Source organism: Actinomadura sp. NTSP31, from assembly GCF_041951385.1.
GTDB lineage: Bacteria > Actinomycetota > Actinomycetes > Streptosporangiales > Streptosporangiaceae > Spirillospora > Spirillospora napierensis.
Genome location: NZ_JBGNUT010000021.1, coordinates 17,071 through 33,148, shown reverse-complemented (window position 1 = coordinate 33,148; position 16,078 = coordinate 17,071). Strand labels below are relative to the sequence as shown.

15 protein-coding genes and 1 pseudogene are annotated in these 16,078 nt (G+C 71.0%); 11 read left to right on the top strand and 5 right to left on the bottom strand.

Annotated features, from left to right (window positions below):
* Positions 1-84 precede the first annotated feature (84 nt).
* Genes ACA514_RS30695 through ACA514_RS30655 form a run of 9 tightly spaced genes read left to right on the top strand, consistent with a single transcriptional unit; the run spans position 85 to position 9,776 of the window.
* Positions 85-945: a fumarylacetoacetate hydrolase family protein gene (locus ACA514_RS30695; RefSeq protein WP_375044751.1), complete on the top strand. Its 861-nt coding sequence runs from the start codon at positions 85-87 to the stop codon at positions 943-945.
* Positions 945-1,868 (top strand): VOC family protein, encoded by a 924-nt coding sequence (locus tag ACA514_RS30690; protein ID WP_375044750.1) that lies wholly within the window; start codon positions 945-947, stop codon positions 1,866-1,868. The genes ACA514_RS30695 and ACA514_RS30690 overlap by 1 nt, the downstream gene beginning before the upstream one ends.
* Positions 1,760-3,409: a bifunctional 3-(3-hydroxy-phenyl)propionate/3-hydroxycinnamic acid hydroxylase gene (locus ACA514_RS30685; RefSeq protein ID WP_375044749.1), complete on the top strand. Its 1,650-nt coding sequence runs from the start codon at positions 1,760-1,762 to the stop codon at positions 3,407-3,409. Before ACA514_RS30690 ends, ACA514_RS30685 begins: the two co-directional genes overlap by 109 nt.
* Before the next feature lie 26 nt (positions 3,410-3,435).
* The gene (locus ACA514_RS30680; protein WP_375044875.1) at positions 3,436-4,293 is read left to right on the top strand and encodes an SMP-30/gluconolactonase/LRE family protein; all 858 of its coding nucleotides are present in this window, start codon (positions 3,436-3,438) and stop codon (positions 4,291-4,293) included.
* Complete coding sequence (locus ACA514_RS30675; RefSeq protein ID WP_375044748.1) at positions 4,290-5,468, top strand: sugar ABC transporter substrate-binding protein; 1,179 nt, start codon at positions 4,290-4,292, stop codon at positions 5,466-5,468. Before ACA514_RS30680 ends, ACA514_RS30675 begins: the two co-directional genes overlap by 4 nt.
* Entirely contained in the window at positions 5,465-7,015 is a 1,551-nt protein-coding gene (locus ACA514_RS30670; protein WP_375044747.1) for a sugar ABC transporter ATP-binding protein, read from the top strand. The genes ACA514_RS30675 and ACA514_RS30670 overlap by 4 nt, the downstream gene beginning before the upstream one ends.
* A gap of 2 nt (positions 7,016-7,017) precedes the next feature.
* On the top strand, positions 7,018-8,034 hold the full coding sequence (locus ACA514_RS30665; protein ID WP_375044746.1) for an ABC transporter permease: 1,017 nt from the start codon (positions 7,018-7,020) through the stop codon (positions 8,032-8,034).
* Between the two features lie 24 nt (positions 8,035-8,058).
* Positions 8,059-9,036, top strand: a complete 978-nt coding sequence (locus ACA514_RS30660; RefSeq protein ID WP_375044745.1) for an amidohydrolase family protein — start codon at positions 8,059-8,061, stop codon at positions 9,034-9,036.
* Complete coding sequence (locus tag ACA514_RS30655; protein WP_375044744.1) at positions 9,033-9,776, top strand: SDR family NAD(P)-dependent oxidoreductase; 744 nt, start codon at positions 9,033-9,035, stop codon at positions 9,774-9,776. The genes ACA514_RS30660 and ACA514_RS30655 overlap by 4 nt, the downstream gene beginning before the upstream one ends.
* A 287-nt stretch (positions 9,777-10,063) precedes the next feature.
* Here ACA514_RS30655 and ACA514_RS30650 read toward each other — a convergent pair whose 3' ends face one another.
* Together ACA514_RS30650 and ACA514_RS30645 are read right to left on the bottom strand one after the other, a co-directional pair.
* On the bottom strand, positions 10,064-10,852 hold the full coding sequence (locus ACA514_RS30650; RefSeq protein WP_375044743.1) for a VOC family protein: 789 nt from the start codon (positions 10,850-10,852) through the stop codon (positions 10,064-10,066).
* Between the two features lie 323 nt (positions 10,853-11,175).
* On the bottom strand, positions 11,176-11,793 hold the full coding sequence (locus tag ACA514_RS30645) for a TetR/AcrR family transcriptional regulator (RefSeq protein ID WP_375044742.1): 618 nt from the start codon (positions 11,791-11,793) through the stop codon (positions 11,176-11,178).
* Positions 11,794-11,895: 102 nt separating this feature from the next.
* Here ACA514_RS30645 and ACA514_RS30640 point away from each other — a divergent pair, with 102 nt between their 5' ends.
* Together ACA514_RS30640 and ACA514_RS30635 are read left to right on the top strand one after the other, a co-directional pair.
* Positions 11,896-13,092 (top strand): MFS transporter, encoded by a 1,197-nt coding sequence (locus tag ACA514_RS30640; RefSeq protein ID WP_375044741.1) that lies wholly within the window; start codon positions 11,896-11,898, stop codon positions 13,090-13,092.
* Between the two features lie 176 nt (positions 13,093-13,268).
* Positions 13,269-14,186, top strand: coding sequence for an MBL fold metallo-hydrolase (locus tag ACA514_RS30635; RefSeq protein ID WP_375044740.1), 918 nt, complete (start codon positions 13,269-13,271; stop codon positions 14,184-14,186).
* Positions 14,187-14,278: 92 nt separating this feature from the next.
* Here ACA514_RS30635 and ACA514_RS30630 read toward each other — a convergent pair whose 3' ends face one another.
* The 3 genes and pseudogenes from ACA514_RS30630 to ACA514_RS30620 all read right to left on the bottom strand — a co-directional run bounded on the left by ACA514_RS30630 (position 14,279) and on the right by ACA514_RS30620 (position 16,004).
* Positions 14,279-14,710, bottom strand: coding sequence for a hypothetical protein (locus ACA514_RS30630; RefSeq protein ID WP_375044739.1), 432 nt, complete (start codon positions 14,708-14,710; stop codon positions 14,279-14,281).
* Between the two features lie 113 nt (positions 14,711-14,823).
* A pseudogene (locus ACA514_RS30625) lies at positions 14,824-15,066 on the bottom strand (4-hydroxy-2-oxovalerate aldolase); the annotation flags it as partial.
* Between the two features lie 53 nt (positions 15,067-15,119).
* Complete coding sequence (locus tag ACA514_RS30620; RefSeq protein WP_375044738.1) at positions 15,120-16,004, bottom strand: acetaldehyde dehydrogenase (acetylating); 885 nt, start codon at positions 16,002-16,004, stop codon at positions 15,120-15,122.
* Positions 16,005-16,078 lie beyond the last annotated feature (74 nt).

Here is a 16,078-nt window from a genome sequence, read left to right as displayed (position 1 = left end):
ACTTTCGAATCTCTCTTGACATACGAATATTTGGCAGATCATCGTGTGTTGGACGCCACTCGCCGTCGACCACAAGGAGCGTCCATGCGCATCGCCCATGTCCGGGACCGAACCGTCCTCGTCACCGGGGACGGGACCGGCATCGACATCGCGCAGGCCAGTGGGGGACGGTTCGGCCCGTCGATCACCAGCCTCTACGAGGACTGGCCGGAGTTCTCGGCCTGGGCGGCCGGGGCGCCGCAGGGCCCGGCGGTCCGGTTCGCCGCCGCCGAACTCGCGGCGCCGTCACCCGCCCCCAAACAGGTCTTCGCGATCGGCCTCAACTACGGCGACCACGCCGCCGAGGCCGGCCTGGCGGCGCCGGAGGAGCCGGCGGTCTTCACCAAGTTCGTCTCGTCCTTCACCGGTCCCGTCACCGAGGTCGCCCTGCCCGCCACGACCGTCGACTGGGAGGTCGAACTGGTCGTCGTCATGGGCCGCGAAGCGGCCCGCGTCCGCGCCGCCGACGCCTGGCGGTACGTCGCCGGGCTCACCGTCGGCCAGGACCTCTCCGAGCGCCGCCTCCAGCACGTCGCCACGCCCGCCCAGTTCAGCCTGGCCAAGTCGTACCCCGGCTTCAGCCCGACCGGCCCGTTCCTCGTCACCCCGGACGAGGTCGCCGATCCCCGGGACCTCCGGCTCGGCTGCACTCTCAACGGCGAGGAGGTCCAGAAGGGCCGCACGTCGCAGCTGGTCTTCGGCGTCGAAGCCCTGGTGGAGCGGCTCTCCGCGGTGACGACCCTCTACCCCGGCGACGTGATCTTCACCGGCACGCCCTCAGGGGTAGGCGCCGCGCGCACCCCGCCGCGCTTCCTGGCGCCGGGCGACGAGCTCATCTCCTACGTCGAGGGGATCGGCGAGCTGCGCCAGCGCTTTGTCGCCCACGCGAGCAAGGAGGAATCCTGATGGCACTGCATCGTCTGGCCTCGGTCACCATCGGTGTTCCCGATGTCGATGCCACGGCCGCCTACTACGAGGAGTTCGGCCTCGACCGGGAAGGGGACGGCTGGCTCTCCACCGTCGACGGCGGCCGCCAGCTCCGTCTGGTCCCGACGCCGACCCGGCGGCTGGTGGGGCTGTCGATCGGCGCCGACGATCCCGACGATGTCCGCTCGATCGAGTCCAGGCTCCACGGGATGGGCCTCGCCGTGGAGGGCACGGACGCCCGCGTCGCCGCGATCGAGCCGGTCACCGGCGTGCACGTCGAGGTCGCCGTGACGCCCCGCATCGCTCAGCCCGAAGTCGCGGCGACGCCCTACAACGGGCCGGGCCGCACCGACCGCGGCACGGGCCGCGCGCCCGGGATCCTCCGTGAGGGACGGGTGCGTCCGCGCAGACTCGGCCACGTCGTCATCGGATCGGTCGACCAGGAGGCCGGCCGGCGGTTCTTCTCCGAGGGCATCGGCCTGAAGATCAGCGATGAGGTGCCCGGTACGGCCTCGTTCATGCGCTGCTCGACCGATCACCACAACGTGCTGGTGTCGAGCGCGCCGGTCAACTTCGTCCACCACACCTCCTGGCAGGTCGACGATGTCGACGAGATCGGCCGCGGGGCGACGGCGATGCTCCGGGAGCACCCGGAGCGGCACGTGTGGGGCCTCGGCCGGCACCACGTCGGCTCCAACTTCTTCTGGTACCTCAAGGACCCCGCCGGCAATTTCTCCGAGTACTACTCCGACATGGACTGCGTCGTCGACGACGCCCTCTGGAAGCCGGAGGTATGGGACGGGGCGAAGAGCCTCTTCAGCTGGGGGCCGCCACCTCCTCCGTCCTTCGTGGCGCCGGACGACCTCGCCGCCCTGATGTCCGGCGCCCACTCGCCCCGCTGACCCGGCCCGCCCAGATCAGGAGACCATCCGTGTTCGTAGCAGCAACGCGTCCCGACTCCTACGACGTCGTCGTCGTGGGAGCGGGCCCTGTCGGCCTGGCCGCCGCCCGCCTCCTCGCCATGCGCGGCGTCACCGTCGCGGTGGTCGACCCGCAGCGCATCGTGTGCCAGCACCCGCGTGCCACCCACCTGGACGACGAGACCATGCGGACGTTGCAGACGCTCGGTGCGGCCGACTTCGAGAAGAACTACCTGCGTCAGAGCGGGTGGATCCTCGAGGACGCCGACGGCGTTCCCTTCCTCGAGTTCTCCCACCCGGACACGGAGTCCGACCAGGGTTGGGCGACGGACTACCAGTCGCATCAGCCCGACATCGAGTCTCGCCTCCGCGGTCTGCTCGCCGCCGGTGAGGGCACGGCGCTGTGGTTCGGCTGGGAGGCGACCGGCGTCGACCAGGACGACCACGAGGTGACACTGCGGCTCCAGGAGCGGGACACGGGCCGTGTCCAGGAGATCCGCTGTTCCTATGCCGTCGGGGCCGACGGCGCGGGCTCGTTCGTGCAGCACGCCATGGAGATGGAGATCGAGGACCTGCACGGCACGCAGACCTCGCTCATCGTCGACGTCCATCCGTTCGAGCACCCCGACGGCCTGCCGAGGACGACGGGCTTCATCCGGTGCGCGAAGGACCTGCCCGTCACCTACTGCCCGCTCTTCCCGCCGCTGCTGCGGTTCGAGTTCATGCTCGCCGATCACCACGACGTCCATGAGATGGAGCGGCCCGACTCGGTCTACGAACTGCTCTCGCCCTGGCTCGCGCCGGGAAGCTACCGGATCACTCGTACCGACGCGTATCAGTGGCACGCCCATCTGGTCCACGGATGGCGGAAGGGGCGCGTGCTCGTGGCCGGCGACGCCGCCCACACGATGCCGCCGATGCTCGGCCAGGGCATGTGCTCGGGTCTGCGCGACGCGATGAACCTGGCGTGGAAGCTCGCGATGGTGGTACGCGGTCAGGCGCCCGAGTCCCTGTTGGACACCTATGAGACCGAGCGCGCGCCGCATGTGACTCCGTACATCGTGGAGTCCGCGCGCCAGGCGAACATGATCGAGGACTTCGGCCACGGCCACGTGCCGCCGCCGGCGGGCGCGCCCCAGGTGCTCGAGCGCCATCGACCGCTGCTCGGCCCGGGACTGGTGGACGAGCCGGCCGGGGCCATAGGCCAGCTCTCACCGCAGCCCCGCGACGGCGATGGCGGCCGCCTCGACGACGTCACGGGCTACCGTTTCGCCGTCGTCGGCGCGAACGACGTGATCGCCGGTGTCGATGACGCCGCGCGGGCGCTGTGGCAGCGCCTGGACGTGGTCGCGCTGCCAGGCGGTGGACATGACTACGAGTCCTGGCTGGCTTCGCACGGCGCGACCGTCGCGTTGGTCCGTCCTGATCGCTATGTCTATGCGCTGGCGTCCGATGCCTCCGATCTGGAGGCGGTCACTCGCGCGCTGGCCGGCCGGGTGCTGGGTGCGGGGGTCACGGCGTGAGTCGCCTGCGGGAGTACGCCGCCGGTATGCAGTGGGGCGAAGGGCCGCGCTGGCACGATGGTGCCCTCTGGCTCTCCGACACCCAAGGGTCGCGTCTGTGGACCGACGCGAGTGGCTCCTGGACGCCTACGGAGACCTCTCCGGTGTCGAACGGGCTCTGGTTCCTGCCTGACGGCCGCCTCGTCGGTGCGCTCATGTCCGCGGGCCGACTCGGCGTGTGGACCGGTTCGGAATGGTCGACGTACGCCGACCTCGGGCATCTCGGCGTGGGGCCGCTGGGTGACGTCGTGGGCGATGACGCCGGCAATCTGTACGTGGACGACGTCGGCTTCGACGCCGCGGGGGGAGAAGCGCCGCGTCCGGGGCGGATCATCCTGGTCCGTCCGGACGGATCGGCATCGGTGGCCGCGGAGCAGGTCGTGTTCCCCAACGGCATGGCGTTGGTCGACGGCGGCCGGACCCTCGTGGTCGTCGAGACGCTGATGCAGCGGCTCATCGCCTTCGCGGTGGAGGAGGACGGCTCGCTCGGGGTTCCGCGGCCATACGCCGACATCGCGGCCCTGGTAGGGCCGGACGCCCGTCCGGACGGTATCTGGCCTGCCGCCGATGGCGGTGTGTGGGTGGCGACCACGTCGGGGTGCCGCGTCGTCCACGTCCGGGCCGGCGAATCGGTGGAGTCCATCGACACCTCGCCGGAACTGCCCATCGCCTGCTGCCTCGACGACGCCGGCGACCTGCTGATCACGCTCGCCGACACCGGCGGGCGCCCGCTCCTGGAGGCGATCGCCGCCAGAAAGGTGCGCACCCGCGTCGTGCTCGCCCCGCTCCGAGCAGCTCCCCGGCCGCATGTCCACCGGATCGAGGAACAGGAAGAACCCACATGAACACGTCCTTCGCCGGGCAGCGCCGGTCGGTCCGGAGCGTCGCCGCCGGGCTCGGCCTGGCGGCCGGGCTCGCTGTCAGCGCCTGCGGTGCCTCCGGGGCGGCATCGGATGCCTCGGGCACCGCCTCCTCCGGCGTGGCCAAGGCCGCCAAGGCTCATCTGGAGAAGCTGTCGCAGCCCGTTCCGGGAGCGCCGGACCTCGGCGATCCCGTCGACACCTCCAAGGTCGCCGGCAAGACCGTCTTCTACGTGCCGATCGCGCTCAAGGCCGGCCACTTCCCCTTCGTGCAGAAGAACCTCCAGGAGGCATTGGCCAAGGTCGGCGCCAACCTCCACACCTGCGATGGCCAGGGCAATCCGAGCGGGTTCGGTGCCTGCCTGGACCAGGCGGTGCAGCAGAGGCCGGCGGCCGTCATCACCGACTACATCCCCTACGAGCTGGCATCGACGGCCTTCGAGAAGCTGCGCTCGGCCGGCGTCCCGGTCTTCATCGCGGGCGCCAAGCAACCGCGGGGAGTCGCGACGTCCAAGGCTTTCGCGTTCGGCGACCCCGAGAACTACGGCTTCAACGCGGTGGAGGGCGAAGCGGACGCCGTGATCGCCGACTCCGACGGAAAGGCGCACGTACTTTTCCTGCAGCTGAACGCATCGACTGCGATCGAGGCGCAGGGGCAGCACGCCATCGACTATTTCAAGCGGGCCTGCCCGCACTGCGTCCTCACAGTGAAAGGCGTCAATCTCGGCATCATGAGCAACATCCCGTCGCTCGTGAGCAGCGTCCTGGTCCGGGACCCCGGCATCGGCTATGTGGTCCCCCAGACCGACACCTACCTCGCGGCGGCGGTCTCCGGTGTCCAGGCCGCCGGCAAGACCCGTTCGATCAAGATCTCCAGCAGCGGAGACGTGCTGGCTTCGGTGCAGCAGGTGAAATCGAACCCGCAACTGCTCGCGATGGCGGGCACCAACCCGCCGTACCTGGCCTGGACAATGGCCGACTCGGTGTTCCGCATGGTGGCCGGACAGGCGCCGCCCCAGACGTACCCGGTCCTCAACCGCGTGTTCACCAAGCAGAACGTCGACAGCCTCGACCTGACCACAGCGGCCGAAGCCGGCGGCCAGTGGTTCGGCTCCACCGGCTACAAGCAGGCCTTCGCGAACCTGTGGAGCACGAAGTGACCGCGGTGGCCGCGCCGCTCGAACTGCGTTCGCTCAGCAAGTCCTTCGGCACCGTCAAAGCCCTGCACCGGGTCGACCTGACGGTACGGCGAGGCGAGATCCACGGCGTCGTCGGCCAGAACGGCTCGGGCAAGTCGACGCTCGTGAAGATCCTGGCGGGTCTCCACACCCCCGATCGCGGCAGCCGGATCGTCGTGGAAGGCAGGCGGCTCAGCTCGCCGACGCGGCTGCGCGACCTGCGCGAGGCCGGGATCACGATCGTGCACCAGGACCTCGGCCTGGTGCCCGGCAAGTCGGTGGCCGAGAACATCGCGGTGGGCGGCTTCCGGACCCGCGGCTGGGCACGGCTGATCGACTGGCGGCGCGAAGAGCGCATCGCGGCCGAGATCCTGGAACGGCTCGAAGCCCGTTCCATCAGGCCCTCGGCGATGGTCGGCGGCCTCGGCCCGGCCGACCGCTCGATCGTGGCGATCGCCCGGGCTCTGCGCAACCAGCGCGAGGGCGGCGGCGTGATCGTCCTGGACGAGGCCACCAGGGCGTTGCCGAAGGACGCGCTGGAGGACTTCTACCGCACGCTGCGCGGCGTGGTCGCCGCCGGAGGATCGGCGCTGCTGATCTCGCACAACCTCGAGGAGGTGATGCTGCTCTCCGACCGGGTGACGGTGCTGCGCGACGGCGCCGTGGTGGACGGCGCCGTGGAGACGGCGTCCACCACCGAGCGCGAGCTCGCCCGCAGGATGCTGGGCCGCGACGTCGAGCGGAGGCTGCACACCCGCGCCGCGATCACGGATGGACCAGCGGCCGTGCGGATCAGCGGAGTGAGCGGCAAGGTGGTGCGCGAACTCGACCTCGACGTCCGCCCCGGCGAGGTGCTCGGGGTGACGGGCGTCGCGGGATCCGGGTGGGACGAGCTGCCCTACCTGATCACCGGTGCCCGCGGCCGCGCCACCGGATCCCTCCGGCTGGGAGCACGGCGGCTGGACCTGCGCGGCGCGACCAGCGGGCGCTGCATCGATGCCGGAATCGCGTTCGTTCCCGAACACCGGATCGACGACGGGCTCGCCCTCGCGCTCTCGGTGACCGAGAACATCACCCTGCCGAGGGTGAAGCGGAACGGCCGCCCCTGGTGGAGCGGCCTGACCTGGCAACGCGGCGAAGCCGACCGGGTCATCGAGCGGCTGGGGGTGCGCCCCCCGGACCGTGCCAAGCCGGTCGGGCAGCTCAGCGGCGGCAACCAGCAGAAGGTCATGCTCGGCAAGTGGCTCGCCGGCCGGCCGCGCCTGCTGGTGCTGCACGAGCCGACGCAGGCCGTCGACGTCGGGGCGCGCGAGGACATCCTCCACGCCATCTCCGCCACGGCCGAGGACGGGGTCGCCGTCCTCCTCGCCTCCATCCAGCCGGCCGACCTCGCGGCGGTCTGCGACCGGGTCCTGGTGTTCGCCGCCGGCCGCGTCGCCGCCGAGCTGCTCAGGCCCGACGAGGACGCGATCGTCGAGGCCGTCTACGCCGGCCGCCTCGCCACCGCCCCGCCGCCCAGAAAGGCGTGACCATGCCGCAGACCAACGTCCGGGTCCGCAGACCCCGCGCGGAATCCGTTCTGGTCCTCACCCGCGAGGCCTTCGACTGGCGGCGTTTCACCAGCAGATACGCCATCGTCGGCTTCTGGGCTTCGATGTGCGCCCTGTACGCCGTCCTGATGCCTGGCAAGTTCCTGCAGGCGAGCACCTTCCACAGCATCTTCGCCTCCCAGCAGGCGCTGGTCTTCCTGGCACTCGCCGCGATGATGACGTTCGTCGTGGGCGAGCTGGACCTGTCCATCGCCTCCACGATGGGCCTCTCCGCGACCCTCGTGCCCGTGCTGGCCGTGCTGCACCACTGGAACCTCCCCCTCGCCTGCGTGGTGGCCGTCCTGTGCGCCTCGCTCTCCGGCCTGGTCAACGGCCTGCTGATCGTCAAGGTCGGCGTCCAGGCACTGATCGTGACGCTCGGCAGCTCCACCCTGCTGCTCGGCCTGGCCTCACTCGCCTCCTCCCAGACCACCGTCTCCGGTCTCTCGGTGGGGTTCAGCGACCTCGCGCTCTACGAGATCTTCGGCCTGCCGGTCGGCTTCTACTACGGCGTCGCGCTCGCGCTCGTGATCGGGTACGTCCTCACCTTCACACCGCTGGGCCGCCACATGACCTTCGTCGGCGCCAACCGCGAGGTGGCCAGGCTGGCCGGCGTCCCCGTCGACGCCATCCGGATCGGCTCCTTCGTCACCGGCAGCACCCTCGCCGGCCTCGGCGGCGTCGTGCTGGTCGCCTCGATCGGCGGCTTCGACTCCACATCCTCCGGCACCTACCTGCTGCCGGCCTTCGCCGCGGTGTTCCTCGGCACGGCGGCGGTCCGTCCGGGCCGGTTCAACCCGATCGGCACCCTCGTGGCCATCTACTTCCTCGCCACCGGCATCCTCGGCCTCCAGCTGCTCGGCTACAGCGGCTGGATCGAGAACGTCTTCTACGGCACCGCCCTGGTCGTCGCGGTCTCGCTGGCCACCATCGTCCGCCGCCGTACCGCCTCCAACTGACCTCCACCGAAAGGAGCATCACCAATGACCTATATCGCGCTCGAAGAGGCGTTCGCGATTCCCGACCTGGCCACCCGGCAGCCCGCCGCCGAAATGCGCATCCGGGTGACGAGCGAATACGCCCAGATGTGCGGCCGCACACTCGTCGACTTCGAGCAGCACCGGCTCCCCGACATGGACGCCCACGGCATCGACGTCCAGGTGCTGTCGCTGACCGTCCCCGGCATCCAGGCCGACACCGATCCCACCGCGGCGCGGGACAACGCCCGGTTCGCCAACGACTTCCTCGCGGAGGTGGTGGCCGCCCACCCGACCCGATTCCAGGGATTCGCCGCACTGCCGACCCAGGATCCCGACGCGGCCGTAGCCGAGCTGGCCCGCGCGGTCCGCGAGCTCGGGTTCCGCGGCGCGCTGGTCAATGACCACACCCACGGCCGCTACCTGGACGACCCCGCCTACGACGAGCTGTGGAGCGCCTTCGAGGAACTCGGGGTGCCGCTCTACCTGCACCCCGGCTCGGTACCGCTCGACGACTGGCGGGTCATGGCCGGCCGACCGGAGATGTACGGCGCCAGCTGGAGCTGGCAGGCCGAGACCGGTGGCCACGCCATGCGGCTGGTGTACGCCGGCGTCTTCGACCGGCACCCGGAGGCGACACTGATCCTCGGTCACCTCGGCGAGTTCCTGCCGTTCCAGAAATCGCGCCTCGACAGCCGCTACGCCACCCTGAGCGTGGAGAAACCGCTGGAACGGATGCCCTCGGCCTATATCGGGAGCAACATCCTCCTGACGACGAGCGGTGTCCTCGCACCGGAAGCGGTCCAGGCGGCAGTCCTCACGGCCGGCGAGGACGCCGTGATGTTCTCGATCGACTACCCCTTCGAGGACACGGCCGCCGCGGTCGCCTCCGTGCAGAAGGCCGACCTGCCCACCGCCGTCAAAGAGAAGATCGCCCACCTGAACGCCCGTCGCGTCCTGGGACTGGACGGGGCAGCGGCATGATCGACTTCTCCGGAAAGGCGGGGCTGGTCACCGGCGCGGGCAGCGGCATCGGCCGCGCCACGGCACTCGCGCTCGCCGAGAACGGCGCCGCGGTCGCCGTACTCGACATCGACGAGACCACGGCCGCCGAGACCGCCGAGATGATCGAGAAGGCCGGCGGGAAGGCCACGGCCGCCACCATCGACATCGCCGACGAACGCTCCGTGCGGGCGGCCGTCGAACGCACCGTCACGGCCTACGGCCACCTCGACTTCGCCGTCAACAACGCCGGAATGTCATCCCGCCGGCTGCTCGACCAGATGACCCTGGACGAGTTCGAGCGGGTCGTCCGTGTCAACCTGTCGGGCACCTTCCTGTGCATGAAGTACGAACTGCCCCTGCTCAAAGGCGGCGGCGCGATCGTGAACATCGCCTCCAACGGAGGCCTCGCCGCGATCCCCAACGCCCCCGCGTACGTCGCCGCCAAGCACGGCATCGTCGGGCTCACCAAGGTCGCCGCGGTCGACTACGCGCCCGACGGCATCCGGGTCAACGCCGTCTGCCCCGGCCCGACCCTGACTCCCGGATTCGAGAAATGGGCCGCCGGGACCGACATCATCGCGCGGCAGGCGGCGGTCACCCCGCTCGGACGGCTGGCCGACCCCGAGGAGGTGGCGGCCGCGGCGGTCTGGCTCTGTTCGGACGGCGCGACCTATGTCACCGGGATCGCGATGTCGATCGACGGCGGGCGGCGCGCCTGACCCGGGAACCCGTCCGTACCGGTCCCGCATCCTCACGGTCGGTCGTTGTGCGGGGGACTGCTATCGGTCAGGGCGGATCGTCGATGTAGCCCTACGGCGTCCATTGGCTCAATGGCTTGGATGTCCGCCTTGGTGAAGGCATCGGACGCGTCCGGCGGTGGCCGGGCAGGCTGGTGCCGTCATCTGACGGTCAGCGTCGCCTGCATGAACGGGTGGATGGTGCAGATGTAGGGGTAGCGGCCGGGCATGGCCGGGCGGTGAAGGCGATGCACAGAGCGAATGAGCGGTCAAGCGTTGCGGCGGGCCGGGGTGATGATGCCCAGGCGCGCGCCGGTGGGGTCGGTCATGACCGCGAAACGGCCGGGTGGCACGTCGGTCGGCGGGACGCGGACTCGCGCGCCGAGGTCGGCGGCCAGCGCGGTGGCGGCGTCGCAATCGGTGACCTGGAAGTAGGGAATCCAGTGCGGCCGGACGTGGGACGGCCACTGCTCGTCCATGTGCACCATGCCGGCCGCAGCCCGACCGTCGATCGTGAAAGTGGTGTAGGTGGGGCCGTAGTACTCGCGTTCGACGGCACGCCAGCCGAACACCGCCCCGTAGAAGGCGCGGGCCCGTTCGATGTCGCGGCAGGCCAGCTCCACCCAGCACAGCGTCGAGGGTTCGCCGGCCACCTCGGCGCCTTGGTGCTCGTACGGTTCCCAGACGGCGAAGGACGCGCCCTCGGGGTCCATGAACAGCGCCATCCGGCCGAACTGGGCGACCTGCACCGGGCCGGTCAGTTCCCGGCCGCCGCCGGCGCGGACGGCGGCGGCGGTCCCGGCGGCTTCGGCGGTGCGGAAGAAACACGTCCAGGACGGTGGCAGGGCGTCGTCGGTCATCGCCTGCATGCCCGCGACCTGCGGGCCTTGCGGCCCGTCCAGGGTGAACATCTCGTAGTCGCCCAGCGTGTCCACGGTCACCGTGTAGGACGACCAGCCGAACAGGGCGCGGTAGAACCTCGTGGACGCCGCCAGGTCGGGTGTGGCCAGCTCCGCCCAAGTCGGCATCCCCGGGGCGTACTCCTTCACTTCCGGCATGTCACCCACGCTAGAAGCGGCCGTGCAAGCTCTGCGGCCGCACCGGTAACCGAGCACGTCAATATCGCTTCAAGTCTTCCCCGAGGCTCTAGTCATGGCCAGGCAGTGAAGTCCGCGTCGACGAGGAGTCCTGCCGACGCGGCGGCGGTGCCCCACGATCGATCGCGCAGCGGACGGCCAAGGGGTGTTGTGGCCGCTGGGGGTCAGGCTTCGGGTGGGGTGACGTGCCCGGGGGAAGGGTCAGCAGGAGGGTTTGGGCGGCTATGCCGCGGGCGCGGCGGTTGCCGCCATGCTCGATGCCTTCGTGTGCGCTTCTGGCACGCTCAACGTTCTGGGCGGGCCGGTTCCGTTGGTGCGGGGTCCAGGGCGCGGATGGCGAAGTCGATCGCGGTGGCCAGCCGCTGCGGGTCATGTCCGGCGCGTTCCCGGACCCGCAGTCCGAGCACCGTGGTGAACAGCAGTTCCACGGCGGCGTCGAGGTCGAGGTCGGTCGGTAGTTCGCCGTTGCGGCGTCCCTGATCCAGCAGTGACCGCAGTGCCGACCGGGTGACCTCGAAGGCCGCCTCGGTCCGCGCGCTGACCTCGGTGTCGGTGGTGCCCAGTTCGGTGGCGGTGTTCACCACCAGGCAGCCTGGGCCGGGCTCGGCGTCGGCGGTGCAGCCCACCAGCCACAGCAGCCAGTCCCGTAGCGCGTCGCGGACCGGCCGGCCGGCGGTCGCCAGCCGCTCCCTGGCCTGGGCGGACTCGGTGGCGCGGTAGTGGTCGAGGGCGCGCAGGAACAGCGTGTGCTTGTCCTCGAACGTCCGGTACAGGCTGCTGGGCGTGAGGTGGAGTTCGGCGCCCAGGTCGCGGACCGAGGTGGCGTTGTAGCCGCGACGCCAGAACAGGTCGGTCGCCTGGGCGACCGCCTCCCGCTCGTCGAACTGCCGAGGTCGTGCCATGCGCCTACCTTAACCGACTTGTGGAGCGATCGCTCCCATACTAGGGTCCGGTCATCGTATGGGATCGATCGCTCCCAAATCGATTTCCCGATGGAGGTAGACGTGACGACCACCGAGCAGACCGCCCGGGCCGTCCGGCAGGAGCCGGAACCAAGCCGCTGGGCGGCCGTGGCGGCCGTGGCGCTGGGCACGTTCCTGCTGGTCACCGCCGAACAACTGCCCATCGGACTGCTCACCGACGTGGGCTCGGCGCTGCGGGTGTCCGAAGGCACCGCCGGACTGATGGTGACCGTGCCCAGCCTCGTCGCGGCGATCGCGGCGCCGGTGGTCCCGGCACTGGTCGGCGGGCTGGACCGGCGGCTGCTGCTCCTCGGCCTGATGGGATTGATGACGCTCGCCAACCTGGCGTCCGCACTGGCGCCGAACTTCGCCGTGCTGGTGTCGTCCCGGGTGCTGGTCGGGGTGGCGATCGGCGGGTTCTGGGCGGTCGCCGGCGGGCTGGCGGTCCGGCTGGTGAACCAGGCGCACGTGCCGCGCGCCACCGCGATCATCTTCGGTGGGGTCGGCGCGGCGAACGTGTTCGGCGTGCCGATCGGCACGGTGATCGGCGGCCTGACCGGGTGGCGGATCGCGTTCACGACGCTCAGCGCGCTGGCGCTGGTCGTGCTGGCCGCACTGCTGACCGTGCTGCCCCCGCTGGCCGCCTCCCAGGTGATGAGCCCGCGCCTGCTGGCCCGGCAGCTGCGCAACCCCGGCGTCCGGGTCGGCATCCTGGCCACCTTCCTTCTGGTGACCGGTCATTTCGTGGCCTACACCTTCGTCAGCCCGGCCCTGCAGCGGCTGTCGGGGATCGACGCGCGGCTGGTCGGGCCGCTGCTGTTCGGGTTCGGCATCGCGGGCATGGCCGGCAACTTCGCCGCCGGTGCGGCACTGGCCCGCCGGACGCACCGCACCGTGCAGGTGATCACCCTGACCCTGGCCGTCGCGATGCCGCTGTTCCTGCTGCTGGGCCGGGGCATGATCGGCGGCATCGCGCTGCTGATCGGGTGGGGCCTGGCCTACGGCGGGGTGTCGGTCGCACTGCAGACCTGGATGATCAAGGCCGCACCGGGCGCGGTGGAGGCGGCCTCCGCGCTGTGGGTGGCGGTGTTCAACCTGTCGATCGGCCTGGGCGCGCTGGTCGGCGGCGTCGTCCTCGACTCGCTGGGCATGTCGGGTGTGCTGTGGATCGGCGGCGCCGCCGCTCTGGTCGCGGCACTGGCGGTGTGGACCGCACGAGGCAACGCCGACCTGCGGTAACTGCTGGTGGCGCTGAAGACGGCGACACAGACCGGTTCAGCGTCGTCGAGCACCAGGTCGGGACCGCGCCTGCGCGGCTGACGAAGTACCGATGAACGGCACTGGGCTGTGGCGGTCGGCGCGGGACCGCCTCATCCTGTTGGGCCGACGATGCGGCGACTACCGAGGACGGGCCGATGACTTTCACGATCACAGTGGGCGGGGCGACCATCACACAGATCACCGAGGTGGCGCGCTGGCCCTTTCCCCCGCGGGACTTGTTCCCCGCCGTCACCGACGAGGACGTCGCCCGGACGGCGGCGGAGTTCGGGCCGGGGTCCGTGGACGCGGCCACGGGCGATCTCGTGCTGGCCATCCACACCTATCTCGTGCGGCTCGGCGGCACGACGGTCGTCGTGGACGCGGGCAACGGCAACCACAAGGAGCGGCCCAACCTGCTTCCGCACCACCGGTTCGACACCGACTTCCTGGACCGCTTCGCGCTGACCGGTACCTCCGTCGAGGATGTCGACGTCGTCGTCAGCACGCACCTGCACCCCGATCACTGCGGCTGGAACACCCGGCTCGACGGAGACCGCTGGCGGCCGACGTTCACCGAGGCGACGTACGTGTTCGGACGCGCGGAGCTGGAGAGCACGCAGGCGCTGGCCGCGTCGGCTCCGGCCGAGGGAGCCGTCGCGGATCTCGTGCGCACGTACGACGACAGCGTCCGCCCGGTGCTGGAGAGCAGCCGGTGGGAGGTGGCCGACGACGGCCACCAGCTGGCCGAGCACGGGGACACCAGGCTCGTGGTGCGGGCGGCTCCCGGCCACACCGGCGGGCACGTCGTGGTCGAGATCCAGTCGCCGGACGGCGGCGCGGTGCTCTCCGGCGACGTCGTCCACCATCCGGTCCAACTGCTGAACCCGGAGCTGAGCCAGTCCGGGGACGCCGATCCGGCGCTGGCGCGACGGACGCGCGACGCCCTGCTGGAGCGCTGCGCCCGCGAGGGACTGCTCATGCTCCCCTCGCACTTCCCCGCCGACCATGCGTTCACCGTGGACCGCGACGGCGACGCCTTCCGGCTGTCACCGGCCGCCGGAGCGCGCTCCTGACGCCGCGCGGGGGGGCGGCATCCTCACCGGTCGGGTGCGTCCGGCGTGCGCCGCCCGGCGGCACTTCGACGGGCGGCGCTGCCGGGGACGGGTCACGGCTGAGGGGCGCCGCCGGAGGAGAAGGAGACCCCGGCCATCTCGGCGGCCACGTCGATGATCATGTCCTCCTGGCCGCCGATGATCCCTCGCCGGCCGAGCTCCAGCAGGATGTCGCGGCCGGCGAGGCCGAACTTGGCGGCGGCCCGCTTGGTCGGGTGGAAGAACGTCGAGTAGACGCCCGCATAGCCGAGGACCAGCGCGGTCTCGTCGATGATCTGCGGCTCCCTCATCAGCGGGGCGAGGACCCGCTCCGCGGTGTCGGCCAGCGGCCAGAGATCGGTACCGGTGTCCCAGCCGGCCCGTTCGAACGCCGCGACGAGCACCTCGGTCTGGGCGTTGCCGGCGCTCGCGCCGAGTCCGCGCAGGGATCCGTCGATGTAGGTGGCGCCCTGCTCGGCCGCGGCGAGCGCGTTCCCGATCGCCACGCCCAGGTTGTTGTGGGAGTGGAAGCCGACCGGGACGTCGAGTGCCGCGCGCAGTCGGCCTCCGTGCAGTGGACGGCGACGCGCACGGTCGCGGCCCCGGCGTCGGCCGCGGCCTGCAACTCGGGCAGGGTCGCGATGCCCGGGACGTAGAGCACCGCGATGTCCGCGTTCTCCACGGAGTCCACCGCCGCGCGCACGTAGTCGCCGTCGGACGCCGCGGCGAACCCGTACTGGACGGACGACGCTCCCAGGCCGATGCCGTGGGCCACCTCGATCGTCGGTATGCCGCCCCGGTCCAGGCCGCGGGCGATGTCCGCGACGTTCTGGGCGGTGAACTGGTGCGACACGCTCGACATCCCGTCGCGGAGGGTGGTGTCGACGATGGTGACGCGGCCCTTCACGTTCTCGCTCACGCCACGGTCTCCTTCGTGAGGTCGGCGCCGTTCTCTTCGGCCATCGCGGCCGCCACACGCGCGGCGGCCGCGGTGATGATGTCGAGGTTGCCCGCATAGGGCGGCAGGTAGTCCCCGGCCCCGACCACCTCGACCATGACGGTGACGAGGTCGCCTTCCACGGTGACCAGGCGCAGCGAGTAACCGGGCACGTAGCCCTGCACGGTGGACACCATCTCGATCACGGCGCGCTCGATCGCCGCGGCGTCCGGGCGGCGGACGCGTGCGTAGATCGTGTCGCGCATGTTCATCGGGGGTTCCGCCGGGTTGATGATGGAGATGGCCTTCGCCTGGTCGGCCCCCGAGACCAGCGCGAGGGCGCGGGAGGTCTTCTCGCTGAACTCGCTGAGGTTCATGCGGGTGCCGGGCCCGGCGCTCTTGGCCGCGATGGCGGCGACGATCTCGCCGTAGGAGACGTCGGCGGCCTGGTCGATGGCCCAGAGGATCGGGATCGTCGCCTGGCCGGCGCAGCTCACCATGTTGAGGTTGGGCGCCCCGATGTGCTGGGTGAGGTTGACCGCGGGGACGACGTACGGGCCGACGGAGGCGGGGGTCAGGTCGATGGCGGTGATGCCGGCCTCGCGGTAGCGGGGCGCGGCGGCCGCGTGGACCCGCGCCGAGGTGGCCTCGAAGACCAGGTCCGGAAGGTCGGGACGGGCGAGCAGCCAGTCGATGCCCTCCGCCGACGTCTCCAGGCCGAGTTCCGCGGCTCGGGCGAGCCCCTCGCTGGCGGGGTCGATCCCGACCATGGCGACGGGTTCGACATACTCGGACCGCAGGAGCTTGAACAACAGGTCCGTTCCGATGTTGCCCGAACCGACGATGGCGGCTCGCAGGGTCATGGTTCTTCCCTTCCGTCTGCCGGACGTCGTCCGGCTGCGAGCGGCACGCTAGGCATCCCGGTCCCGGCCCCGGC

Bases quoted from the DNA above. Each gene is read 5' to 3' on its own strand.
- ACA514_RS30675 (WP_375044748.1), top strand. From the start codon at position 4,290: ATGAACACGTCCTTCGCCGGGCAGCGCCGGTCGGTCCGGAGCGTCGCC.
- ACA514_RS30655 (WP_375044744.1), top strand. From the start codon at position 9,033: ATGATCGACTTCTCCGGAAAGGCGGGGCTGGTCACCGGCGCGGGCAGC.
- ACA514_RS30690 (WP_375044750.1), top strand. From the start codon at position 945: ATGGCACTGCATCGTCTGGCCTCGGTCACCATCGGTGTTCCCGATGTC.
- ACA514_RS30680 (WP_375044875.1), top strand. From the start codon at position 3,436: ATGCAGTGGGGCGAAGGGCCGCGCTGGCACGATGGTGCCCTCTGGCTC.
- ACA514_RS30660 (WP_375044745.1), top strand. From the start codon at position 8,059: ATGACCTATATCGCGCTCGAAGAGGCGTTCGCGATTCCCGACCTGGCC.
- ACA514_RS30695 (WP_375044751.1), top strand. From the start codon at position 85: ATGCGCATCGCCCATGTCCGGGACCGAACCGTCCTCGTCACCGGGGAC.
- ACA514_RS30665 (WP_375044746.1), top strand. From the start codon at position 7,018: ATGCCGCAGACCAACGTCCGGGTCCGCAGACCCCGCGCGGAATCCGTT.
- ACA514_RS30620 (WP_375044738.1), bottom strand. From the start codon at position 16,004: ATGACCCTGCGAGCCGCCATCGTCGGTTCGGGCAACATCGGAACGGAC.
- ACA514_RS30645 (WP_375044742.1), bottom strand. From the start codon at position 11,793: ATGGCACGACCTCGGCAGTTCGACGAGCGGGAGGCGGTCGCCCAGGCG.
- ACA514_RS30635 (WP_375044740.1), top strand. From the start codon at position 13,269: ATGACTTTCACGATCACAGTGGGCGGGGCGACCATCACACAGATCACC.
- ACA514_RS30685 (WP_375044749.1), top strand. From the start codon at position 1,760: ATGGGACGGGGCGAAGAGCCTCTTCAGCTGGGGGCCGCCACCTCCTCC.
- ACA514_RS30650 (WP_375044743.1), bottom strand. From the start codon at position 10,852: ATGCCGGAAGTGAAGGAGTACGCCCCGGGGATGCCGACTTGGGCGGAG.